The sequence below is a fragment of the Frischella japonica genome, assembly GCF_014489845.1.
Classification (GTDB): Bacteria; Pseudomonadota; Gammaproteobacteria; order Enterobacterales; family Orbaceae; genus Frischella; species Frischella japonica.
Genome location: NZ_JABURY010000010.1, coordinates 142,599 through 166,480, shown reverse-complemented (window position 1 = coordinate 166,480; position 23,882 = coordinate 142,599). Strand labels below are relative to the sequence as shown.

The window sequence follows — 23,882 nt, the reverse complement described above, 5'->3', positions numbered from 1 at the left end:
TAAAGATTAATTTTTTATTATTTCTTTAATTCCATACGTTTAATTGGACCAACAATAATAAGGTAACTAAATGCTGCCACCAAAGCATGACCGGCAACAAAAACTAATGCCCATTCAAAACGCTCAGTCCAAGCTACGATATAACCAATAATAATAGGAGAAATGATACTTGAGGCATTACCAAACATGTTGAATAATCCACCGGCTAGACCGCTCATCTCTTTTGGTGCTGTGTCTGCCATTACAGCCCAGCCTAATGCCCCCACGCCCTTACCGAAGAAAGCCATAGACATAAATAAAATGACCAATGCAATTGAATCAACATAATTACATAGAATCATAGTCATCGAAAATAACATACCCAGAATAATCGGTGTTTTACGGGCAATAGAGAGAGAACCCGTTTTTCGCATTAGAAAATCGGAAAAAATCCCACCACTGATTCCACCAACAAATCCACAAATTGCTGGAATAGCTGCGGCAAAACCAACTTCTTTAATATTCATACCTCGTTCGGTGTTAAGATAAATAGGGAACCATGTGATAAAGAAAAATGTTAAACAGTTAATGCAATATTGTCCTAAATAGACTCCAAGTAACATTCGGTTAGTTAGAAGTTGCATTAGGTAAGTTAATTTTGGTCCACTTTGTTTACCATCAGATTTTTTTTGATCCATATCAACCAGTGCACCGCCTTCTACAATGTAATCAACTTCAGCTTGATTAGCTAAAGGATGATCTTTAGGGTTACGAATTGCAATTATCGTAACAAGACTAATAAATATACCTAATCCACCCATAAAGAAGAACACAGATTGCCAACCATATTCGTGTGTTAACCATCCCATTATTGGCGCAAAGATTACCGTTGCAAAATATTGAGCGGAGTTGAAAATTGCTACCGCTGTTGCCCGTTCTTTTGACGGAAACCAAGCAGCAGTAATTCGACTATTACCAGGAAAAGAAGGCGCTTCGGCTAACCCCATTAAAAAACGGAATGTAAAGAGCATAATTAGCGCCCATGCACCAATAAAAAAATGTACTGTTCCTTGTAATAGAGTAAATATAGACCAAAATAAAATGCTACAAAAATAGACACGTTTCGAACCGAATCGATCTAATAACCAACCACCAGGTAATTGCCCAATTACATAAGCAATGCCAAATGATGACATGACCCATCCCATGGCGGCAGCATCGAACCCTAGTTCACCTGACATTGCTTTTCCAGCAATCCCTAAGGTCGCTCTATCACCATAGTTAATGGCCGTAACAATAAAGAGAAAAACGACCGTTAACCATCTGGCATTGGTCTTCTTTGGGCTATGAGTTGTATTTTTTATTTCCATTTTTAGCTCCTAAACTGATTATAAACAGTTGATCTTGATTTTTTATAGATGGCTGGGTAGAAAATAAAGAGATATCAAATATGTCTATGTAATCCACTAATGGGGAATAAGTATGGAGAGTTATGCTAAAAATTTCATCGGTAAAAAACCAAAACAAACGATAAAATAGCAGTTATTTATATGCAAATGCACAATTAAATGTTATGTTCTTCACAAAAATTTAGATAACTGCATCAATTTTGTGATGCAATCCACCATTTTATGTTCAACTTCATAAATTTATAGCCTATTTTAAAATTAAAATTGGAACTTTTCACAATGCTATTTATTTTATTCACATTTAATATATAGCTAATCTATCAGTAATACTTATCATAATGAAACTGATCAAAAATTAATTAAAAGCTATAGTATGTAATGGGAGTTATACAATGGAAAGCCATACCAGTAAGCCGCTATACATAAAAATAAAAGATATTGATAACGTGGCGATTGTTGTCAATGACAACGGATTACCGAAAGGTACTGTTTTTTCTGATGGATTGAAGTTAATAGAACACATACCTCAAGGTCATAAAGTTGCGTTAAATAATATTGATCAAGGTAATGCCATTATTCGATATGGTGAAATCATTGGTTATGCTAAAGTAAATATTAAAAAAGGCAGTTGGATTAATGAAAGCGTGACAGAAATGCCAAATGCTCCAGAGTTAAACGAATTACCAATCGCAACCAAGAAAGTTCAAGAACTTCCGCCATTAGATGGTTATACATTCGAAGGCTATCGCAATGCAGACGGTTCAGTAGGTACGCGTAATATATTGGGCATCACAATGAGCGTTAACTGTGTTTCTGGTGTTGTTGAATATGTGGCAAAAATTATCGAACAGGATTTACTTCCTAAATATCCAAATGTTGATGGAGTTGTAGCTTTAACCCATCTTTATGGCTGTGGTGTAGCAATTGATGCTCCAGCGGCGATAGTACCAATACGGTCGATTCACAATCTAGCCAAAAACCCTAATTTTGGTGGAGAAATTATGGTGGTGAGTTTAGGTTGTGAAAAACTCCAACCAGAGAGATTACTGAAAGGTACTCAAGATACAATTCCGATTAAATTATTGGAGGATGATTTAGTCACATTACAAGATGAACACGGCTTTAAAGCAATGGTTGATCATATCTTAAATGTTGCAGAAAAACATCTACAACGTCTTAATCAACGTAAAAGAGAAACAGTACCAGCTTCGGAATTGGTCATCGGCATGCAATGTGGTGGTAGTGATGCCTTTTCCGGAGTAACATCTAATCCTTCAGTTGGATTTGCATCTGATTTATTAGTTAGATGTGGTGCGACAGTGATGTTTTCCGAAGTAACTGAAGTTCGTGATGGTATTCATTTACTCACGCCAAGAGCAGCTAATGAAGAAGTAGGTAAGGCACTTATTCGTGAGATGCAATGGTATGACGATTACCTCGCTGCGGGTAAAGTTGATCGTAGTGCGAACACGACGCCAGGAAATAAAAAAGGTGGTCTAAATAACATCGTCGAAAAAGCAATGGGTTCAATTGCCAAATCAGGTACGAGTTCTATCGTTGAAGTATTATCGCCTGGACAACGTCCAACTAAAAAAGGGTTAATTTTTGCTGCAACGCCAGCCAGCGATTTTGTTTGTGGCGCTCAGCAAGTGGCCTCAGGAATAACCCTACAAGTTTTTACCACTGGACGCGGAACACCATATGGTCTAGCAATGGTCCCTGTCATTAAAATGTCTAGTCGTAATATTGTTGCTGAACAATGGTTTGATTTAATTGACATTAGTGCCGGTGATATTGCTTTAGGTAAAGCAACGATTGAAGATATTGGATGGCGACTATTTCATTTAATTCTAGACGTAGCAAGTGGACGCAAAAAACCATGGTCGGATCATTGGAGATTATATAATCCATTAGCTATTTTCAATCCAGCACCAATCACCTAATATCAATAATATTTTTATAATAAGTAGGCAATAAAACTCTATCATAACATTGTTCTTATTGGGATGTATAAGGACAATGTTATTAACTATTAGGCATTTCGATCCAATTGTAAGCCAATATATAACAGCAATCTGTCGTCAAATTTGGCCAAATTTAACCCTGTCAATTTAGCAATTTTATTTAGTCGATACTCTAAAGTATTTCGATGAATAAACAGCTCATTAGCCGTCTCACCACTTTGCACATTATTGTTAAACCAAATCTGTAAGGTATGTTGCAAGACACCATTATTATCACCCATCTTTAATTTTTTAAGTGGTAATAATAACTCTTCAGCTTGCCAGTCATAACTTAAACCATGTAACAAAACCGGTAATATTAACTCTTGATAATGATAATTACGGATATCCGGCATACGCTGTTTACCAATAAGCATGGTCGTTTTGGCTGTTTGGTAAGATTTTACAAGTGGATAGGGATGTTGATCAAAATAATTGCCTAAAGAAATGCGGATGTCTAATTGGGTTCTATTTTTTATAATAGTGATTAAATTAGCTAGCTTTTTCTTATGTTCTTCTAATTCCCATCTACCATAACGGTTAAGTGCCGGAATTAAAATGACCAATTCTGTAATCGATTTTATTGCAACTAAATAATGTTTGTTAGTTAACTGCACTTGCGTTTGTAAATTCTGTAATTCGCTCATTGCTGTGCCAATCCCAAGCTGTCCACTATCGACTTCAATAATTACAACAACGCGAGGTAATTCAAGATCAATATCTAACCGTTTTACCCACTGAACCATACTATCAGGCAAAACCTCTTTTTCAATCAACGTGATAATTAATTCTTCTTTTAGGCGATTATCATAGGATAGTTCTTGAAGTAATTGCGTTTGCTCCATCATCATTTCAGCTGACATACAAACTAATTCACCAAATTGTCTAATATCAGATGGTTCGCCCGTTAATCCAATCACGCCAACAATTTGATCGTTAAGTTTTAGAGGTAAGTTAATCCCCGGTTTAACCCCTTGTAAACGTTTTGCCATGGCAGTATCAATAGAAACAATGCGTTTTTGAGATATGGCTAACATCGCTCCTTCATGTAATTCTCCAATACGCTCTAAATCACCACTGCCGATAATACAACCATGCGCATCCATCACATTGATATTACAATCAATAATTTTCATGGTTCTTTTTACAATTTGCTGTGCAATCTTAGGAGTAAGACTATAAGGACTCATTATCATATTTTGAATTTGCCGGAATGAAAATAGTTAACATAGCATATTTATTTTTTAATAATAGGCAACTATTTCATAATATTTTTCGGACACAATTTATTATGATGGATAGACATTTTGAACGAGTAAAGCTTAGACAGCCAAGTATGTTAAAAATAAACTAGATATCATTTATCCCATTAAATAATAAATAATATCTACTTACAAAAACATCAATGTTACTCTATTTAAGTATACCAAGCTGTTTAGCTTTATTTAGCCAGTCATTAAATTCGACCAGCAATTTATCATATAGCTCTTCGTCTGATAGAGCGCGGAAATTATCGATTGGAAAGAAATCAGTATTATCCACGATACGATCGGTAAAATCATCAAAATCTTCAAGAATACCATAACTCCGCCCACCTAAACCAACAAACTTCCAGAAAATAGGATAATGAGCGGATTTTTGAAGGATTTGTTTTATTTGCCTATTTTTAGAAATACCACCATCAGTAATAAATACAATAAATGCTGGCTCTTTACTCGATTTGAAAGTATCAAGAACCTCATCCATTACAGGCGGTTCGTTATTAACCCCACCTAATCCAGGTAATATTCCGGTGAAAGAACCCCTCAAACCTTTTTTTCTATCTTCAGTTTGAATTCGTTCAATATAACCATCAACATTGTCGAGTGTCACATCATGATATTTTTTATGTCTTTCGGCAAATCCCCATAAATCCATTGCGCCATCATCATCAAATTGAGCAGCCAGCACTGCAATACGATTGAGAACTTGTTGAACATTACCTTTTTTAAATTCACTATGCATAGATCCTGATGCATCTAATACAAAAGCAACTCTTGCTTTCACATGAGTTAATTGATGTTTTTCGAGGCTGATGGTGATTGGTTTGATTAATGAAACCAAATGTGGCGCTTTTTTCTCTAGTTTTTTAGCGAGATCAACAGGTGACGTTTGTTCTAATTTTGGTATTGGAGTAGTTTGATTTGCCTTACTTTGGCTATTAACATCAGACGGTTCATCTATGATCTCTACACCATATTGCTCCGCTAATGGACGCAAACCACCATTAAAACCTTGCCCTAAGGCGCGAAACTTCCATGCCCCATTATGCATATAGCATTGACCAAGAATAAGTGCTTTCTCTGTTCGATTATCTAATAATACCTCAAAAATGTACTGATTTGCGATAGTCAGCGTGAGTTGTTGCAGATTGGCTAATGTATCTTTACCATCAATAACGAGAGTAAAAGCAACCTTTTTAGTTGTATTATCAAGTAGATTTAAATTAACCTCAATCGAGGCTCCATTCATTTGATTCTTTAAACGAATACTACCATTTTTGGAATCAAGTTGATTATAAAAGATAAAATCTTCATCATTACGGACTTTATCATTTTGATCAAGCAAAAAAACTGCTGCATCGATACTACTTTGTTGCCATTGATTACTCGTTTTATAATCGACGGTAAGCGTAAATTGCTGGCTCTGCAATAAAGTATTTTGACCTGAGATAAGTTGTTGCATTTATTTATTCCTTTTATTGTATTGCTAAAGTCACTGACTTGTAACCTCAAATGGCTATAATATCAAGCTATTTACTTTTAATTATATTTAATAGGTTAATCATAAATCTCAAAATGATAACAACAAGGTGTAAACTTTTTTATTTAAAAAAAATTGAATTATTTTGTAATATTGATAAAAAGATTAAAACACATTTTTGTTAAATTCAGTTTAAATCGATATGACAAGTGTCTGTTTAATAATCGATGCTATAGGTTTATTATTTGCAACTAACTGTATATAACTTATTTGCGACCATTGTTAATTGCATTTATTAAAATGCTCCTAATACAAACTGTTGGTAATTTTATCATTGAACTGCTCTTCTCAGTTTATTTACTTTGACTATTTTAATATTATTTAAAATAATCAGGTTAATGTTATTAATCAGATAAATTGAAAAATGCAACTAACATTTATTTAAAATGTATCATATAGTACAATAATTACGATTGTTAGATAACTTAAAATAAAAAACACTCAATTACCTATGAAACAATGGTCACTTGTCAGTTTAAAAATAATCCTATTGATTTTAATTATTATTCCTAGTTTTTTAGTGGCAGGTTTGATTGATTTTTCAGCCAAAAATTGGTCCTTTTGGGATTTATTAGAGCATATTTCGGTTATTATAATTTGTTTCATTCTGACATTTATAGCAACAAATGTTGAGTTTATGCTATTTCGTGATAAATCTTATGGAACGCCTTTTCTGTTAAATTCGGTAATATATGGCTTTATTATTTCATTTATAGCAATTCTATCACCACCCATGGCATATTTTATTCGCATTTTTGCTATATATAATTTAATTGTTTTAATCTTTTTTTTCCTTGGACCTTTAGGTATTTTATCTTTCTTATTTGATTAATCACCAAACCAAATACTGCATTATAAATATCTCAATCGGTTTGATTCAATAATTAGCCTCATTATATTCAGTGATAACGTATGACTTACCAACACAATCGATGAACCATTAGCTTTATTGCCATAGCAATACATAATAATTAACTTTTTCCTTGCATAAGACAGTGTATTTTTAAACACACCATCTAAGTCAAATAATTATTGCTTATTACATAAATAAAAAATTCTCCTCGCATTAATACAACCTTGATCGCTTAAGCATACAACCTATTTTTTATTTGCTGAATTAATAAAATTTTGGCATGAATAGTTAGCTAAAGAGAGGTTTGATGTGCAAACCTATTGTTGTCTTTTAGATAATTGTTTTTGCTATTATGGTGATTGTTAAGATGTAAATTTGATTATTTTGGTGATTTTAAATTCTCCCTAGATTTATTCTCTATTTCAATCTATCTGATGGGATAAAATTTCTGATTAAGTTACATTCAATTATACGATATTAACCAAATAGCGAACAATATTGATATAACTCGCTTCAAATATTGTTCTGTATTTAGCATTAAATATCTTTAGTGTTGAGAGCCCATTGAACCGCTACATCAACTTATGAATATAAAATAAAATCAGAAGCGCAAAATGATTCATTAAAAAAAATAATTAAAATAGATGCGAGTTAAACAATTCAAAAATTAATATCCTGACAGCCTATTTATTTCAAGCTCAGTCTACATAATAAACAGGAACTGTTAAATTTTTTGAACATTTATAAAAATTTAATAATGCAAATAAATATCATTTTTTGCAGACAATTCCGTTTATTTTGCTTAATATCGATGGATTTAATCAATAAATCGGGATAAAAATGCACATGTTCTTGGATGTTTTGGATTAACGAGAACTTCTTCTGGTTTGCCCTGCTCTATCACTACGCCACCATCCATAAACACGACTTTATCGGCCACAGCTCTGGCAAAGCCCATTTCATGAGTGACTACCACCATAGTGATTTTATCTTCAGCAAGGTTTTGCATCGTTTTTAAAACCTCACCGGTTAATTCCGGATCAAGCGCCGAAGTAGGTTCATCAAATAACATAATATCGGGTTGCATTGCAAGTGCTCGGGCAATAGCAACACGTTGCTTTTGCCCACCCGACAGTTGGGATGGATAACTATCTTCTTTATTAGACAGACCAACTTTTTGCAATAATTCACGCGCTAAAGGTAATATCTCTTCACGCTTCATTTTTTTTACTGTCATCGGAGCTTCAATAATATTCTGCAAAACAGTCATATGCGGGAAAAGATTAAAATGCTGAAACACCATGCCCATTTTTGAACAAATGCGTTTAATTTCCTGCTCTGGTTGATAAATAGCTTGATTAGCTTCGTTATTTTTAACCATAAGCTCATTCTCTATGGCAATAGATCCTGAATCAATTTTTTCCAAATGATTTATACAACGAAGTAAAGTAGATTTACCCGAGCCAGAAGATCCGATTATTACGACGACTTCTGATTTTTCTACGGTTAAATTAACACCTTTTAATACTGAAAGATTTCCAAATGACTTATAAATCTGCTGTGCATTAATCATAATATCAGTCGTCATAACGGGCATAATATTTCTCCAATCTTTGATAAAGCATCGTTAAAATTAAAGTCATTGCCAAATAAAATACTGCGGCAATAAAAAACGGTGATAAATCAAAATCACGTTTCACGAGTTGATAAGCAATACGCATCAGATCTTGTAGAGCCAAAACATAAACTAAAGAGGTATCTTTGATTAATGTAATAGTTTCATTACACAGGGGTGGCAGAATCTTTTTGATCATTTGGGGTAAAACTATCCGCCACATTGTTTGACCATAGCTCATACCTAGCGTTTTCGCCGCTTCGTACTGACCTTTATTAACACCTTGTATTCCAGCACGGAAAATTTCAGCAAAATAAGCAGCATAATTTAGCGTAAAGGCAATTACAGCGGTTGAAAAACTTTGGAAACGGATACCTAACATCGGCAAGGCAAAATAGATAAAAAAGATTTGTAGCATTAAGGGAGTGCCACGCATCAACCAGATATAAGCATTAACCAAAAAGCTAATGAATTTTAACCGCGATAGTCTTAATAATGCTAATATTAAACCACAAGGAATAGATAACAATAAAGTCACAATAAATAGCCCTAGGGTAAGTTTAGTTCCTTCCCATAATTGCGGAGATATATCGATACAATAAAAAGTGCTAACTTTAAGGGTTATCCAAAATTGTTCTATAAAATTTACTAAGTAATCCATCTAAAGTCCTATAAAAACAACGCAGTCCAATAAGGGCTGCGCTTAAACAAACCATACTTTCGGTTTATTTTGTGACGTCGGTACCAAACCATTTTTGTGAAATTTGGGCCGCCGTTCCGTCATTAATCATGCTGGTTAATGCTTGTTGGATCTTCTGATGTAGTTCGACATTACCCTTCTCAAATCCTACACCATATTGTTCTTCACCAAAATTATCTTCTAATACTCTATATTCATCGGGTTTTTTAGCAACGTAATAATGTCCAACGACTCCATCAACGACGACAGCATCAAGACGTTGATTTGCCAAATCTAACAATGCCGTTACATTGTCGGCATATTGATTTAATTCGGCAAAATTAGTATGAATAGGATCCGCATTTACCGCATCTAATGCACTGCTACCATCTTGTAAACCAATTACTTTTCCTACTAAATCTGCTTTAGTTTGAATATCACTATCAGCTCTAACTACGATAATTTGATGATTAATCATGTAAGGTTTTGAAAATAGAATATTTTCTTTACGATAATCAGTTATTGTTAAACCATTCCATAATGCATCAACACGCTTACTATTAAGCTCAGCTTCTTTTGCTGACCAGTCAATCGGTTTAAATTCTACATTTAAATCTGCTCTTTTTGCCGCTTCACGAGCTAAATCAATATCAAAACCAACTAATTCATTGTTCTGATCACGAAACCCCATAGGTGGAAAATCATCATCTAATCCAATGACAATAGTTTGTTTTTTAACTTCGACATTTTGACTTACCTGATTCTGCTTCGTTTGGTCATCACACGCATTAAGCAAAAACAGGGCTGCAAAAGCCATTATCCATAAATAAGATTGTCTACGCATATCAACCCCAATATATTATGTCATTTTAAGTAAAAATTTTTGGTGTAATGCTAACTTATGTCTCACCATTTATCCAGTAGCAATTGACGTTTTGCCATAAAATAAATTAATAATCAAGTCACAATCATTTGAAACTTGATTAGTTTTGTTAATTTTCGAAAAATTAACAGGGTTTATGACATTGTTAACAATTATTAAGAATATTAATTCAACATACATCTTTAGAATTCTACTCGATTAATTAAAATTAATTCATCTTTTAATTGATAAAATAGATAAAGTTTTTTGAGTTTCTGTTACAATGTTTGATGATAAAATTATAGAGTAATGTCAAAGTAGTAGATATAAGGTTTTTTAATGATTACAACTGATGCCAATAGCGCAGTTTCTTCGGTTGCGTATCGCGCTAACGAAGTAATTGCAATATATCCTATTACCCCGAGTTCTTCAATGGCGGAGCAAGCCAATACATGGTCAGAGTTTAGCAAGAAAAATATCTTTGGAGATATACCTAAAGTTATCGAAATGCAATCAGAAGCCGGTGCCATTTCAACTGTACATGGCGCTCTGATGACTGGGGCACTAGCCACATCCTTCACTTCCTCGCAAGGTTTATTGTTGATGATTCCGTCATTATACAAAATTGCGGGGGAACTCACGCCATTTGTTTTGCACGTGGCTGCTCGTTCTGTGGCGACGCATGCTTTATCTATCTTTGGTGATCATTCCGATGTAATGGCTGTGCGTCAAACAGGTTGTGCAATGCTTTGTTCAAGTTCGGTACAAGAAGCTCAAGATTTTGCATTAATTGCACAAATAGCATCATTAAATAGCCGTATCCCTTTTGTCCATTTTTTCGATGGTTTTCGAACCTCACATGAAATTAATAAAATTACCCCAATAAGTGATGATTCGATTAAAAATCTATTACCTGATGATGCTATTGCCGCGCATCGAGCCAGAGCCTTGACACCTGATCAACCTTTTATTCGAGGAACATCAGCTAATCCAGATACTTTTTTCCAATGTCGCGAGGCGGTGAATCGGTATTATGACCAGACTTATATGCATGTCGTCAATGCTATGATAGCTTTTGCTAAAGAAACCGGTCGCAACTATCAACCATTTGAATATTATGGAGCGGCGGATGCGGAACAAATTATTATATTAATGGGTTCAGCAATCGGTACGTGTCATGAAGTGGTCGATCATTTATTGGCACAAAAGGAAAAAGTTGGTGTAGTGGTTGTTAGACTCTATCGTCCTTTTTCAGCCCACCATCTATTGGCCGTGATACCACAGACTGTTAAAAAAGTAGCGGTGTTGGATCGAACAAAAGAACCTGGGGCATTGGCTGAGCCATTATATTTGGATGTTATGACGGCGTTTGCTGAAGCTATTTCGCGTCATGAACGGCAATGTTTCCCGTTAATTATTGGTGGCCGATATGGATTATCAAGTAAAGAATTTGATCCACGTTGTGTATTAGCTATTTATGATGAATTAAAATTAGCCTCTCCTCGACCGCGTTTTACAGTTGGTATTTATGATGATATTACAGGATTATCATTACCGTTACCCAAACAGTCTATTCCCCAAAAATCTGCATTGGAAGCGCTTTTTTATGGATTGGGTAGTGATGGTACTGTTTCTGCGACTAAAAATAATATTAAAATTATTGGTGATAGCACTCCATTTAATGTGCAAGGTTACTTTGTTTATGATTCGAAAAAAGCAGGTGGCTTAACGGTTTCTCACTTGCGCGTTAGTTTAAATCCGATAGAATCTTCTTACTTGATTGATAGCGCACACTTTATTGGTTGCCATCAAGATCAATTTATCGATAAATATCAGATTGTCGAGCATTTGAAGGAAGGTGGTATTTTCTTATTGAATACCCCTTATAATAAAGATGAAGTTTGGCACCGATTGCCAAAAGAAGTACAAGCTGAACTGATTAAGAAAAATGCCCAATTCTACATTATAAATGCAGCAAAAATTGCTCGCGAATGTGGGCTTGGAGCGCGGATCAATACTGTCATGCAAGCAACATTCTTCTATTTAGCAGAAATTTTTAAACAGGATTTTACTGCTGAAAAACTGAAAGATGTTGTAGCTAAAGCATATAGCAGTAAGGGACAGGACTTAGTTGAACGCAACTGGCAAGCGATTGATATGGCTGTCGATTCGTTAGAACAAATTCCGCTAACTTGTTTAGATCATACTAGTCCATTACGTCCGCCTATTGTTCCTGATCATGCTCCAGATTTTGTTAAAACAGTGACTGCGGCAATGTTAGCTGGGGTTGGCGATAGTTTACCCGTTTCGGCCTTCCCGCCGGATGGTACATGGCCAACCGGCACAACTAAATGGGAAAAACGCAACATTGCTGAAACAATTCCACTTTGGCAGCCAGAATTATGTACCCAATGTAATCATTGTGTAGTTGCATGCCCACATGCCGCCATACGCGCTAAAGTTGTAGCCCCGGAAGCACTAACACAAGCACCCGATACTTTATCTTCACTGGAAGTGAAAGCGCGTGATATGAAAGGTCAACGTTATGTATTACAAGTCGCCCCAGAAGATTGTACTGGCTGTAATCTATGTGTTGAAGTCTGCCCTTCTCGTGATCGTAATAATTTTGATATTAAAGCCATTAATATGGCTCCTCGTATCGATAATTTAGTCACTCAGAAAAAGAATTATGAATTTTTTATTACGCTTCCCGATCGCGATCCTAATAGCATGGAACGCATTGATATCCGTACATCACAATTATTAACCCCATTATTTGAATACTCCGGTGCATGTGCAGGTTGTGGCGAAACCCCTTATATTAAATTATTAACACAATTATATGGCGATCACTTGGCGATTGCTAATGCTACTGGCTGCTCATCGATTTATGGTGGGAATATGCCATCTACCCCTTATACTACCGATAGTAATGGACGAGGTCCTGCATGGGCAAACTCCTTGTTTGAAGATAATGCTGAATTTGCTTTGGGCTATCGCTTAACCTACAATCAACATAAACGACGAGTACTACGCTTATTAGATCAAGTTGCAGCTGAAATTCCACCTGATTTAGTGGTTGGCTTAAAATCTAACGAAACATCATTAAATGAGAAACGTCAATTAGTTGAACAGTTACGCCGTCAATTGTCAGTATTAGCATCACCTGAAGCAAGAGAATTACTAGTTCACGCTGATTATTTGATTGATAAATCTGTCTGGGCAATTGGTGGTGATGGCTGGGCGTATGATATTGGTTTTGGTGGACTAGATCATGTAATGAGTTTGACTGAGAATGTTAATATTTTAGTATTAGATACTCAATGTTACTCCAATACTGGCGGTCAACAGTCTAAATCGACCCCGATGGGGGCAGTATCTAAATTTGCTGATTTAGGTAAACAAAAAGCACGTAAAGATTTAGGGGTGAGTATAATGATGTATGGGCACGTTTATGTGGCACAAATTGCTATCGGTGCTCAACTTAATCAAACGATAAAAGCATTACAGGAAGCTGAAGCTTACAATGGTCCGTCACTTGTTATTGCTTATAGTCCATGTGAAGAGCATGGTTACGATCTTGCTAAATCACACGAACAGATGAAAGATTTGGTCAAATCAGGATTCTGGCCATTATATCGCTATGATCCCCAAAAAGCATTGGCTGGTAAATCGGCATTAACTTTGGATTCGAGAGCTCCGAACAGCGAAATTCTTTCAGAAACTTTACTGAAAGAACAACGTTTCAAACGTCTGGAAGCATTAGAGCCACTGACAGCAGATCGCTTACATTTACAATCAGGGAAAGCCGTCCAAGCAAAATATCGTTTGTTACAACTTTTATCAACTTTTAGCGAAGTAGAAACCCCACCAGACGTTTAGTTGATTGAGCATCACTAGCAATAAAAAAGGCGTTTAATACGCCTTTTTATTTTTTAGATCAAATTAACCTGCTACATTAATTTTTTTCATATCTTTCATATAGCTTCGTAAAGTATGACCAATTTTCTCAATCGGATGATTACGGATAGCTTCATTAACATCCCGTAATTGCGCATTATCAACACTGCCTTCTGGTATCGCTTTACCTAGATCACCGGGTTGTAATAATGGCATAAATTTCTCTTTTAATAATGGAACAGCAGCATGAGAAAATAAATAGTTGCCATATTCAGCAGTGTCTGAGATAACCACATTCATTTCATAAAGACGTTTACGTGCTATAGTGTTAGCAATTAATGGTAATTCATGTAAAGATTCATAATAAGCTGATTCTTCTAAAATGCCAGCTTCTGTCATAGTTTCAAATGCCAATTCAACACCTGCTTTTACCATTGCAATCAGAACAACACCTTGGTCAAAATAAGTTTGTTCTTCAATTTTGCCTTGATATTCAGGCGCTTTTTCAAATCCTGTTTCACCAGTTTGCTGACGCCAGGTAAGTAAATTTTTATCATTATTATGCCAATCTTCCATCATAGTTCGAGAGAATTCACCAGAAATGATATCATCCATATGTTTACGATAAAGATCTGTCATAATCACTTTTAACTCTTGTGCCAAGGCATTCGCACGTAATTTAGCAGGATTAGACAGGCGATCCATCATTAATGTAATACCACCTTGTTTTAAAGCTTCAGTAATGGTTTCCCAACCAAATTGCAATAACTTACAGGCATAAGCAGGATCAACACCTTCCGAAACTAATTTATCAAAACATAATAATGAGCCAGTTTGTAACATACCACATAGAATGGTTTGTTCGCCCATCAAATCCGATTTGACTTCAGCAACGAATGACGACTCTAATACACCTGCACGATGTCCACCAGTAGCTGCTGCCCATGCTTTAGCAATCGCCAAGCCTTCACCTTTTGGATCATTAGCAGGATGTACAGCTATTAATGTTGGAACACCAAATCCACGTTTATATTCTTCGCGAACTTCTGTACCTGGGCATTTTGGTGCAACCATAACGACAGTGATATCAGAACGAATTTTTTCACCAACTTCAACGATATTAAATCCATGTGAATAACCTAATGCCGCGCCTTGTTTCATTAATGGTTGCACTGCTTGCACAACAGCAGTATGTTGTTTATCTGGAGTTAAGTTAATAACTAAATCTGCTGTTGGTATAAGCTCTTCATAACTACCTACTTTAAAACCATTTTCAGTTGCTTTTTTCCAAGATGCTCGTTTTTCGGCAATAGCTTCTTTACGTAACGCATAAGCAATATCTAAACCTGAATCACGCATATTTAAACCTTGGTTTAAACCTTGTGCGCCACAACCAACAATGACAATTTTTTTACCTTTTAGAAAATCAGCTTCAGAAGCAAATTCATCACGTCCCATAAATCGGCATTTGCCTAATTGCGCTAATTTTTCTCGCCAGTTTAAGGTGTTAAAGTAGTTTGACATGTTATATCCTTTATCAATATGTTTGTTTTGCATTAACCTTATCGATGATTTAATTTAAGAGATAGGTTAACTGTGTTGTAAAAATTTAACATACTATACCGAAATTTTTTTATTGCTAAAATTGATATATTTTGAATAATATATTGCAATTATCGCAACATTAAAATAAGTCGATTATGAATATTCATGATTTAAAAACGTTTCTAACCTTATGTGACACAAAGCATTTTGGCTTAGCAGCCAAAGCTATGCATATAACACCTTCGACCTTATCTAGACAAATTCAACGTATTGAATCATCGCTGAATCAACAATTATTTATTCGCGATAATCGTTCAGTAGAAATCACCCCTGCCGGTCAACAATTTCGTATTTTCGCTAAGCATGTTTTGACTGAATTGCAACATTTACAGCAAACCTTTGAAGAAAATAATCAACAATTATCAGGTGAATTAACTTTATTTTGTTCAGTAACGGCTGCTTACAGTCATCTACCTGATATTTTGGACAGATTTCGCGCTCTCTACCCGTTAGTCGAAATTAAATTGATTACTGGCGATGCCGCTGATGCGGTTGATAAAATTCAATCGAATGATGCGGATTTAGCCATTGCTGGTCGACCTAAGCAGCTTCCAAATAGTATTGAATTTTTTAAGTTAGGTGAAATCGAAATGGTGTTATTGATTCCTCGATTGAAATGTTCATTTAGCGAAATGTTGCATCAAAAACAACCAGACTGGCATAACATTCCATTTATTTTACCTGAACATGGACCGAGTCGTCATCGTATCGATCAATGGTTTAAACATAACAAAATTACCACACCACACATCTATGCTACCGTTGCTGGACATGAAGCCATTGTATCAATGGTTGCTGTTGGCTGTGGGATAGCATTATTACCAAAAGTGGTGATGGAAAATAGCCCTGAAAGAATTCGAGAAAGAATCATTGAGTGGTCATCGAATCTAATTGAACCATTTGATATAGGCGTCTGTGTGCAAAAACGACGCCTATCAGAAAAGATCATTATTTCATTTTGGCAATCATTGCAGCCTTAATTACTTTCAGGACTAGTATTACTTTGCTCATTTATAGGTGTTACTTTGTCAATATTATTTAAATCAATTTTAGCGACAGAGTACCAATCAATATGGCGAGTAAGGATCATGATGCCACTTAAAACCAAAAATAATAAAGTAGTACCAAATAATAGTGAATTACCTTCAGAATTCATCACAATGTACAGACATGCATATAAAGTTAGTAAAAATACCGTGAACCCACAACTCCATTTGATGCTTTTCAATACTGCCGATAAATAAAAACCTATTAATATACTACATGCCAATGCCCCTATTATATAAGCTAACGTAAAGCCTATATGCTCGGAAGCTGCTAACAATAGTAGATAGAAAATCGCTAAAGCCATACCTACAAGTAAATATTGCACAGGATGAATTTTAATTTGTTTTAAAATCTCAAAGATAAAGAAACTAACAAAAATTAGCACAGTAAATAATATATCATATTTAATTGCCCGTTTTGTCAGTTGATATTGATCGACGGGTTCAATAAAACTGGCTTTAAACATTGGCATGCAACTGTCGACGTAAGAACCACAGACTTTGTTTTTATATCTTTCTTCACTTATTTGCGAATCTTCAGCAAATAAACTATTGATATTGTTTGCGTACCAAGTACTTTGCCATTCAGCAGAAAACCCTTTTTCATTAATCTGACGCTTGGTTGGTAAACTAAAACCTAAAAAGTTAGGATGTGGCCAATTTGCATCTAATTGATATTGCGTTGATTGTCCAACCGGTACAATTGCTAATCGGTTCATACCTTGTAATTTTAAGGAAAAATTATAACTGAGGCTGTTTTCTAACTGTTTAAAACTTATTGGAACATGAATACCACCTAGCTGGGAACTGGTCGTAAAACCATTTTCTTTAATTCCCGGCTCAAAGTTAATTGTTTTTTGATCGATGTTCATGACAGGAATCTGCATAATACCACGCGTATCGGATATCAGCACTACTGCATAAGGTTCATCCAGTTCAATATTCTCTTCATGCACAAAGGATGTAGCTTCAAACGTTCCCTTAAATTCTAAATCTGATTGATAATTTTGGGTTTGATAAATCCCTATATAACGTGGCGCGACGTCAACTTTAGCTTTCACATCTAATGTCTTAGGTAAGATGTAGTGTATATTTCTGGTGCGCTTTATTATTTGTTTTGAATCTTCATAGTAAATATTTGTTTCAATATAGGGAATGGCGATAATTGGTCCTACAATAGTTTGTTCTCCACTGCTACTACGGCTAACCGATTCGATTACCTCATTCTGATAATAGAATCGATCATCGACAATTCCCATAATCAGTCGGGTCGGAATTAACATCACTATTACCAAAACAAATAACGTAACAATTTTAATTAATAAACTATAACGTGAATTCATCATTTCATCCTTTTCATCATTATTTTTAGCTAAAATATCAGAAAAGTATGAAAGACTATTGAAAATATTGTGAAGTATTTGTGAAGAATAAAGAACCTATGATAAATCAAGAAAAATGGTAATTCACACATTATTGTTCTTTACGATCTCTTTTTGTTATGCGTTATAAAGATCAAATCGGTTTTAATTTGGATAAAGAAATAATGGAATTTTTTTTAAAATCCTTTACAATAGAGCGCCTACGACCTCATAGTTAAATGGATATAACGAGCCCCTCCTAAGGGCTAGTTGCAGGTTCGATTCCTGCTGGGGTCAAAACACACTGCCAATTTATTACGATTAATCATGTTAAAAATTATAATTTATAGTTTTTCATTAATTTCTTAATTTCTATAATATGAACTAAAATAATTGATACTCATGTTATCTTGGAGCTCATCAACTAAGTAGAAACCCAACTTGTTATTTATTCCTACCATACTATTGATAGTTGAAGAGCTATTTCATTAATAAAATATCAGTAAATATATTTTAAAAATCGTTTCTCATTTTCCACAATTCGATTTAAAAATAACCTAACGATACCCGTTTTTAGCAGTTTAGTATCGTCAGGTCATCTTAAAATAAACGAGCTAAATTTAAGTTTTAGCTGATTATCATTACTTCCTTACTTGAAACAAATTTAATGTATTGAATGCTTAAACACTGCATTTTTATTGATGTTAATAATAAATATATCACTTAAGCGATTACTGTCATCTATTTAATGATTCTATATTATTGACTACCTATAACACTTTTTAACTAAAAAATCATTTAACTATTCTTGTTAGGAAACACCTATTCTTGATGGAAATAGCAGAAAATTTTCGATTAATTTTATACTCAATGTTACAATATAAATCACATGTAAATAAACTAAGCAACAATGAGATAGTTAGCGTGAAGAAAATAAAGATTTTAAGTTTACTATTAGTTATAGTCACACTTAATGGTTGTGCAACCTATAATGCTGAATCTAATGATTATTCAGATCCACTATCAGGCTTTAATAGTAAGATGTTTGATTTTAATTACTATATACTTGATCCTTATTTATTACGACCTGTTGCCGTTGCATGGAAAGATTATATTCCTTCCCCTATCCGAAGTGGGATAAGTGGTGTTTCAAGCAATCTTACGGAACCCGCTTCCATGGTCAATAGTTTATTAGAGGGCAATGTTCATCAAGCGGGAACACATATGGCTCGATTTATGCTAAATACTGTCTTTGGTTTTGGCGGATTATTAGATGTTGCTAGTATGGCAGACCCACAATTAAGTAAAGGAAATAGACATACATTTGGTTCAGTACTTGGTCATTATGACGTACCATATGGACCTTATGTCGTACTGCCATTTTATGGTCAAGCTACATTGCGGCAAGATGGTGGAAGTTTTGTTGATTATCTTTATCCACCATTAAGTTCTCTCACTGTGGAAATGTCGATTGCACGTTATTTACTGGATGGTATTGAGGCAAGAGCACAAGCAATTCAATATGAAGAGTTATTAAATAGTAGTAATGATCCCTATAATTTTATGCGTAACGCCTATTTTCAACGTAATGATTTTTTAGCAACGGGCGGCACAATTAATGAAAAAAGGCAACAACAAAGAGAACAACTTTTAGGTGATTCACTCGATGACATTGATAGTGAATAACGTTTGAAATTAAATAATATCTTTAACATTTAATTTAAGCATACTTTGACTTATCTTGAGTATGCTTTTAATTTATAATTTCATAAAGAGTTCTCGACTTTTAAATGGCTTAGAGCCAACATAAGGTTTTAATGCGAGTCGAGTGAATCTTTTAGCCGCTTTTAAGCAATCTTCATCAGTAAATGATCTTTTAGCGAATGCTCTCAAATGTTTACCAGTAAAACTAGTACTATTTTGCATTAAACTACTGATAAAGCCACTCTCGGCAACATATTGATAAGTCATCGTTTCGACAATTTTATCTCCCGTCGCATAACATGTTTCAAAATCGATTCCATAACCCAGAAATTCCAATAAATTTAATTCAAATTTTCTTAATACATGTTCCGGCGGTATTTTACGTGCAAGTTCTTGTAAACTTACTAAATAAGCTTGAAAAATTTCACTGGTATCTGATTGAGAAATAATGACACGATGAATTAATTCATTTAGATAAAAACCACTATATAATGCAGCACCTGATAAAGGTAAGGATAAAGAAATGGCTTCGGTATGTAAAAGTGTTTTAACATTACCGGTTCCTGACAATTGTACAATTAACGGCGTAAATGGTTGTAAAAACCCTTTAAGAACAGAACGTTTACGTCTAGCTCCTTTTGCTAGCGTCGTTACCCGCCCCATAGATTCTACAAACAAATCTACTAATAAACTAGTTTCACTATAAGGTCGTGTATGTAAAATAAAAGCTTTATGCCAATCCTTCATGCTAAATACATTTTTACTAAAAAATAATAACCATATGATATTGAAAAATTATCAAACTCAATATTTTTTGGTTTGATAATAGCGGAAATCATTACGATATATGAAAAGACGTTTTGCAATAACGTATTTTATGATTAAATCTTAGAAAATACATCATTTTTATGTTGCATAATAATATATTTTAAATGTCAATAGCATTATGTTAAAAAATTTACAAAATAATGATTATTATTTATTAAAAAATGAAATTTTTATCAGATATTCACTGAATTTTATTAACATATACGTTATAATGAATTATCCTCAATAATAATGTATAAAGATATCATGGAGCTATTTTCTACTATTCTTATTTTAATTCTGTTAGTTTCATTATCAGGAATTGTCGTTAAACTTTTGCCAGTTCAGGTGCCTTTGCCTTTAATGCAAATTGCTCTGGGTTGCATTCTGGCTGCATTCAATTTTTATGTTGAATTTGATCATGAACTTTTTCTTGTTCTATTCATACCACCACTACTTTTTGCTGATGGTCGTAAAACCATATTAAAAGACTTTATTCACAATGTACGAGAAATCGTTGGGTTAGCGTTGGTTCTTGTCGTCATTACGGTAATCGCGTTGGGTTATATACTTTATTGGATTTTACCTGTTCCAAATCTTGCTTTAGCCGCTGCATTAGCATTAGCAGCAGTATTATCACCGACCGATGCTGTGGCTTTAGGTGGAATTGTTGGACAAGGAAGAATTGAAAAAAGTAAAATGGAGATTATTGAAGGTGAAGCGTTAATGAATGACGCATCAGGTCTAGTCTGCTTGAATTTCGCAATACTTTTTTTAAGCGATCCAACAATGGAATTCAATTTATTCCAAATTTCGGCTTCTTTTGTATTCGTTGCCATTGGTGGACTGGCCACTGGGATTTTGGTTACTTGGATTTATACAATATTATTAAGAAAAATTAATTTATTAACTAAAAATGATCCTGCTATACAGATTGTATTACTATTTTTACTACCATTTGCAGTTTATTTAATAGCTGAGCACATTGGTTTTTCAGGCATTTTAGCGGCAGTCAGTGCTGGTATGACCGTAAGACAATCTGGCATTATGCGTAATGCGCCACTCAATATTCGCCTACAATCTGAAAGTACATGGTCAATGTTAACTTTCGTATTCAATGGATTTGTCTTTATTCTTTTAGGTATTCAGTTACCAAAAATTATTTCTGATACATTTATCGCCACTACTGTGGATGGTTCGGCAATTGAATTTTGGGAACTCTGTTTTATTGTAATCTTTGTTTATTTAGTTTTAATGACAACCCGTTTTCTATGGTTGCTCGCAATGCAAAAATTACCTAATTTACCAATTATCCTAAGAAAACCACTTGAGTTTAAAAACTATACTATACGCGATTTATGGGTTTCAACCTTTGCCGGTGTTCGTGGTGCGATCACCTTAGCTGGGGTACTATCTATCCCAGCTCAGGTTATTGGTCGTTACGAATTAGTTTTCATTGCGACCGGTGTGATCTTATTATCTTTAATTGTCGCGGTATTTGTATTACCAATACTTCTACACGGTAAGGTGATTTTAAATAATAGCCAAGTTGATAATGAAGCAATGTATGCGAAAGGTTTTATGGCTGAAGAAGCGATCGGTAGTCTAGAAAAAATGCAAAATAGCATCTTAGCAGATACAGATGGAATCGATAGTGAAATCGTTATTGAAGTTGGTTCACGTGTTATTGGATCGTTGCGCCGCAGAACAGGATTAAAAGAGCTTGAGCAAAAATCCTTAGAGGCGGAAAATCTTGAAAGACGTATGCGACTAGTTGCCATTGGTAGCGAACGTGCAGCATTGTATCAACTGAAGATTCGTAATGAAATTTCTGAAGAAACATTTGAACGATTAAGTACTGGTTTAGATATCTACGAAGCGATGCTAACCGATAGCAACTAAAGTTTGAGGCGTTTAATTGTTTGTTGTTAAAGGAATGATATGTTAAATAAAATACATTCAATGGTTGTTGAAAATACGCCGTTTATATTGAGTAAACCGTTACAATTAGTGCCGTTTTCTTTAAAAAGAAAAATTATCGAGCAACTATTACAAACACAATTTCAACAATCACTGGAAGAAGGCGATTTAGATTTTTTGGAAAATCGCTGGCTCAAAATCGAAGTAAGAGATTTACAATTAGTCTGGTTTATTAGTAACATTGATAATAAGCTAATTGTAAGCCGAGCAGAAATTGCTGATGTGAGTTTCAGCGGTAATATGAATGATCTCGTTTTGATTGCCACTCGACGACAAGATCCTGATACATTGTTTTTCCAACGTAAATTACTTGTTGAAGGAGATACTGAGTTAGGACTTTGTGTAAAGAATTTAATGGACTCTATCGATTTAGATTCAATGCCAAAGTTTGTTCGTATAGGTTTAGAAAATTTGGCTAATTTTATTCAATCCAGCGAACATAAAACCTGTTAGTTATTTGACATATCTAAAAATCAAACTGAATTAATCTATAAGCATTAATTCAGTTTTTTTACCCCCCTATTCTCGGAATTATCAGCTATATAGCTGTAATAAATGCTAATAAGCCAAAAAAAACCCCTGGTGCATTAGCGATCGAAAGTGGCCAATCTTTTTTTTCTTTTAATAAACCATAACAGACCCATAACAAACAGTTTATCGTTGCAGCTAAAGGCTGAGTTGGATTAGTTTTTATGCCATGAAGATTATCAATAATTTGAGGGATATATGAAACATACATGAAAAAAGCGGTAATGGTTGCTACCCAACCAAGTGGTTGTAAATATTTATTTGCTAAACTCATGTCGTTCTCCTAATACGCAATTTTACAGCAATTCTAACCATTTTTTTTAAATTAATTGTTAATTTTAGAAAATGATTGAGGCAAATCTTTGATCGCATGATTTATATATCATTTTTATTATTTTAAATTAACCATTTGATTAATAATCATTTTTATAATAACAAAAATTTTTTAATTAATGAAATAATCATTTTCACTTTGTTATTTGCAAATAATTAAGAATAAGAAAATTAATTATTCCCCATCAACATGTTGTGATCATGAGCAATAAATTGAACGGCTAGTAAACATTCAAATCTTACATAATCATCTAATTAATAATAGTTAGTTATTTTTATAACCATCTTAATTCATTGCTATTACTTGAATTTCTTTCATAAAAAGAAAAAACTTTATATTTTTCATATATTTAACAAATTATAGTGATAGGCGAAATTGATTACTTTGGATAAGCTATTCAGCTTTTATTAAAAAA

The 23,882-nt window shown here is 34.2% G+C and carries 17 protein-coding genes and 1 tRNA gene; 8 read left to right on the top strand and 10 right to left on the bottom strand.

Translation table 11 applies throughout. From position 1 onward, the window contains the following. Positions 1–17 precede the first annotated feature (17 nt). A complete protein-coding gene (locus tag FcAc13_RS04745; RefSeq protein WP_187755054.1) occupies positions 18–1,349 on the bottom strand; it encodes an MFS transporter in 1,332 nt (443 codons plus the stop codon). A 431-nt stretch (positions 1,350–1,780) separates the two neighbouring features. Here FcAc13_RS04745 and garD point away from each other — a divergent pair, with 431 nt between their 5' ends. Further along, a complete protein-coding gene (gene garD, locus FcAc13_RS04740; RefSeq protein WP_187755053.1) occupies positions 1,781–3,331 on the top strand; it encodes a galactarate dehydratase in 1,551 nt (516 codons plus the stop codon). An 89-nt stretch (positions 3,332–3,420) separates the two neighbouring features. Here garD and FcAc13_RS04735 read toward each other — a convergent pair whose 3' ends face one another. Beyond that, positions 3,421–4,581, bottom strand: a complete 1,161-nt coding sequence (locus tag FcAc13_RS04735) for a sugar diacid recognition domain-containing protein (RefSeq protein WP_187755098.1) — start codon at positions 4,579–4,581, stop codon at positions 3,421–3,423. Between the two features lie 223 nt (positions 4,582–4,804). Beyond that, on the bottom strand, positions 4,805–6,115 hold the full coding sequence (locus tag FcAc13_RS04730) for a VWA domain-containing protein (protein ID WP_187755052.1): 1,311 nt from the start codon (positions 6,113–6,115) through the stop codon (positions 4,805–4,807). A 529-nt stretch (positions 6,116–6,644) separates the two neighbouring features. Here FcAc13_RS04730 and FcAc13_RS04725 point away from each other — a divergent pair. Beyond that, positions 6,645–7,025: a hypothetical protein gene (locus FcAc13_RS04725; protein ID WP_187755051.1), complete on the top strand. Its 381-nt coding sequence runs from the start codon at positions 6,645–6,647 to the stop codon at positions 7,023–7,025. Between the two features lie 838 nt (positions 7,026–7,863). On the opposite strand, the gene FcAc13_RS04720 is transcribed toward FcAc13_RS04725, so the two are convergent. The 3 genes from FcAc13_RS04720 to FcAc13_RS04710 form a co-directional block, all read right to left on the bottom strand. Next, positions 7,864–8,643 (bottom strand): amino acid ABC transporter ATP-binding protein, encoded by a 780-nt coding sequence (locus tag FcAc13_RS04720; RefSeq protein WP_281382606.1) that lies wholly within the window; start codon positions 8,641–8,643, stop codon positions 7,864–7,866. Beyond that, the gene (locus FcAc13_RS04715; protein ID WP_187755050.1) at positions 8,624–9,322 is read right to left on the bottom strand and encodes an amino acid ABC transporter permease; all 699 of its coding nucleotides are present in this window, start codon (positions 9,320–9,322) and stop codon (positions 8,624–8,626) included. The genes FcAc13_RS04720 and FcAc13_RS04715 overlap by 20 nt, the downstream gene beginning before the upstream one ends. Before the next feature lie 64 nt (positions 9,323–9,386). Continuing rightward, a complete protein-coding gene (locus FcAc13_RS04710) occupies positions 9,387–10,184 on the bottom strand; it encodes an amino acid ABC transporter substrate-binding protein (protein WP_187755049.1) in 798 nt (265 codons plus the stop codon). A gap of 357 nt (positions 10,185–10,541) precedes the next feature. Here FcAc13_RS04710 and nifJ point away from each other — a divergent pair, with 357 nt between their 5' ends. Further along, on the top strand, positions 10,542–14,084 hold the full coding sequence (gene nifJ / locus FcAc13_RS04705; protein ID WP_187755048.1) for a pyruvate:ferredoxin (flavodoxin) oxidoreductase: 3,543 nt from the start codon (positions 10,542–10,544) through the stop codon (positions 14,082–14,084). A 63-nt stretch (positions 14,085–14,147) separates the two neighbouring features. On the opposite strand, the gene ilvC is transcribed toward nifJ, so the two are convergent. Further along, the gene (ilvC, locus tag FcAc13_RS04700) at positions 14,148–15,626 is read right to left on the bottom strand and encodes a ketol-acid reductoisomerase (RefSeq protein ID WP_187755047.1); all 1,479 of its coding nucleotides are present in this window, start codon (positions 15,624–15,626) and stop codon (positions 14,148–14,150) included. Positions 15,627–15,802: 176 nt separating this feature from the next. Here ilvC and ilvY point away from each other — a divergent pair, with 176 nt between their 5' ends. Beyond that, on the top strand, positions 15,803–16,687 hold the full coding sequence (gene ilvY / locus FcAc13_RS04695) for an HTH-type transcriptional activator IlvY (RefSeq protein ID WP_187755046.1): 885 nt from the start codon (positions 15,803–15,805) through the stop codon (positions 16,685–16,687). Here ilvY and creD read toward each other — a convergent pair. Continuing rightward, a complete protein-coding gene (gene creD, locus FcAc13_RS04690; protein ID WP_187755045.1) occupies positions 16,684–18,096 on the bottom strand; it encodes a cell envelope integrity protein CreD in 1,413 nt (470 codons plus the stop codon). The genes ilvY and creD overlap by 4 nt on opposite strands. Before the next feature lie 243 nt (positions 18,097–18,339). On the opposite strand from creD, the gene FcAc13_RS04685 reads away from it, so the two are divergent. Next, positions 18,340–18,411, top strand: a tRNA-Arg gene (locus FcAc13_RS04685). A gap of 627 nt (positions 18,412–19,038) precedes the next feature. Further along, positions 19,039–19,800 carry an MlaA family lipoprotein gene (locus FcAc13_RS04680; protein WP_220679729.1) on the top strand — a complete coding sequence of 254 codons (762 nt, stop codon included), beginning with the start codon at positions 19,039–19,041 and terminating at the stop codon, positions 19,798–19,800. Between the two features lie 72 nt (positions 19,801–19,872). Here FcAc13_RS04680 and recO read toward each other — a convergent pair whose 3' ends face one another. Beyond that, on the bottom strand, positions 19,873–20,565 hold the full coding sequence (gene recO, locus FcAc13_RS04675) for a DNA repair protein RecO (RefSeq protein WP_187755044.1): 693 nt from the start codon (positions 20,563–20,565) through the stop codon (positions 19,873–19,875). Positions 20,566–20,892: 327 nt separating this feature from the next. Here recO and FcAc13_RS04670 point away from each other — a divergent pair, with 327 nt between their 5' ends. Beyond that, positions 20,893–22,527 carry a Na+/H+ antiporter gene (locus FcAc13_RS04670; protein WP_187755043.1) on the top strand — a complete coding sequence of 545 codons (1,635 nt, stop codon included), beginning with the start codon at positions 20,893–20,895 and terminating at the stop codon, positions 22,525–22,527. Positions 22,528–22,566: 39 nt separating this feature from the next. Further along, positions 22,567–23,058 carry a ubiquinone anaerobic biosynthesis accessory factor UbiT gene (ubiT, locus tag FcAc13_RS04665; protein ID WP_187755042.1) on the top strand — a complete coding sequence of 164 codons (492 nt, stop codon included), beginning with the start codon at positions 22,567–22,569 and terminating at the stop codon, positions 23,056–23,058. Positions 23,059–23,143: 85 nt separating this feature from the next. On the opposite strand, the gene FcAc13_RS04660 is transcribed toward ubiT, so the two are convergent. Continuing rightward, positions 23,144–23,407, bottom strand: coding sequence for a SemiSWEET family transporter (locus FcAc13_RS04660; protein WP_187755041.1), 264 nt, complete (start codon positions 23,405–23,407; stop codon positions 23,144–23,146). Positions 23,408–23,882: the final 475 nt, after the last annotated feature.

What these genes read in the sequence shown, in the direction of transcription:
- FcAc13_RS04745 (WP_187755054.1), bottom strand. Translation starts at nt 1,349, where the DNA reads ATGGAAATAAAAAATACAACTCATAGCCCAAAGAAGACCAATGCCAGA.
- garD (WP_187755053.1), top strand. Translation starts at nt 1,781, where the DNA reads ATGGAAAGCCATACCAGTAAGCCGCTATACATAAAAATAAAAGATATT.
- FcAc13_RS04735 (WP_187755098.1), bottom strand. Translation starts at nt 4,581, where the DNA reads ATGAGTCCTTATAGTCTTACTCCTAAGATTGCACAGCAAATTGTAAAA.
- FcAc13_RS04730 (WP_187755052.1), bottom strand. Translation starts at nt 6,115, where the DNA reads ATGCAACAACTTATCTCAGGTCAAAATACTTTATTGCAGAGCCAGCAA.
- FcAc13_RS04725 (WP_187755051.1), top strand. Translation starts at nt 6,645, where the DNA reads ATGAAACAATGGTCACTTGTCAGTTTAAAAATAATCCTATTGATTTTA.
- FcAc13_RS04720 (WP_281382606.1), bottom strand. Translation starts at nt 8,643, where the DNA reads ATGCCCGTTATGACGACTGATATTATGATTAATGCACAGCAGATTTAT.
- FcAc13_RS04715 (WP_187755050.1), bottom strand. Translation starts at nt 9,322, where the DNA reads ATGGATTACTTAGTAAATTTTATAGAACAATTTTGGATAACCCTTAAA.
- FcAc13_RS04710 (WP_187755049.1), bottom strand. Translation starts at nt 10,184, where the DNA reads ATGCGTAGACAATCTTATTTATGGATAATGGCTTTTGCAGCCCTGTTT.
- nifJ (WP_187755048.1), top strand. Translation starts at nt 10,542, where the DNA reads ATGATTACAACTGATGCCAATAGCGCAGTTTCTTCGGTTGCGTATCGC.
- ilvC (WP_187755047.1), bottom strand. Translation starts at nt 15,626, where the DNA reads ATGTCAAACTACTTTAACACCTTAAACTGGCGAGAAAAATTAGCGCAA.
- ilvY (WP_187755046.1), top strand. Translation starts at nt 15,803, where the DNA reads ATGAATATTCATGATTTAAAAACGTTTCTAACCTTATGTGACACAAAG.
- creD (WP_187755045.1), bottom strand. Translation starts at nt 18,096, where the DNA reads ATGAATTCACGTTATAGTTTATTAATTAAAATTGTTACGTTATTTGTT.
- recO (WP_187755044.1), bottom strand. Translation starts at nt 20,565, where the DNA reads ATGAAGGATTGGCATAAAGCTTTTATTTTACATACACGACCTTATAGT.
- FcAc13_RS04670 (WP_187755043.1), top strand. Translation starts at nt 20,893, where the DNA reads ATGGAGCTATTTTCTACTATTCTTATTTTAATTCTGTTAGTTTCATTA.
- ubiT (WP_187755042.1), top strand. Translation starts at nt 22,567, where the DNA reads ATGTTAAATAAAATACATTCAATGGTTGTTGAAAATACGCCGTTTATA.
- FcAc13_RS04660 (WP_187755041.1), bottom strand. Translation starts at nt 23,407, where the DNA reads ATGAGTTTAGCAAATAAATATTTACAACCACTTGGTTGGGTAGCAACC.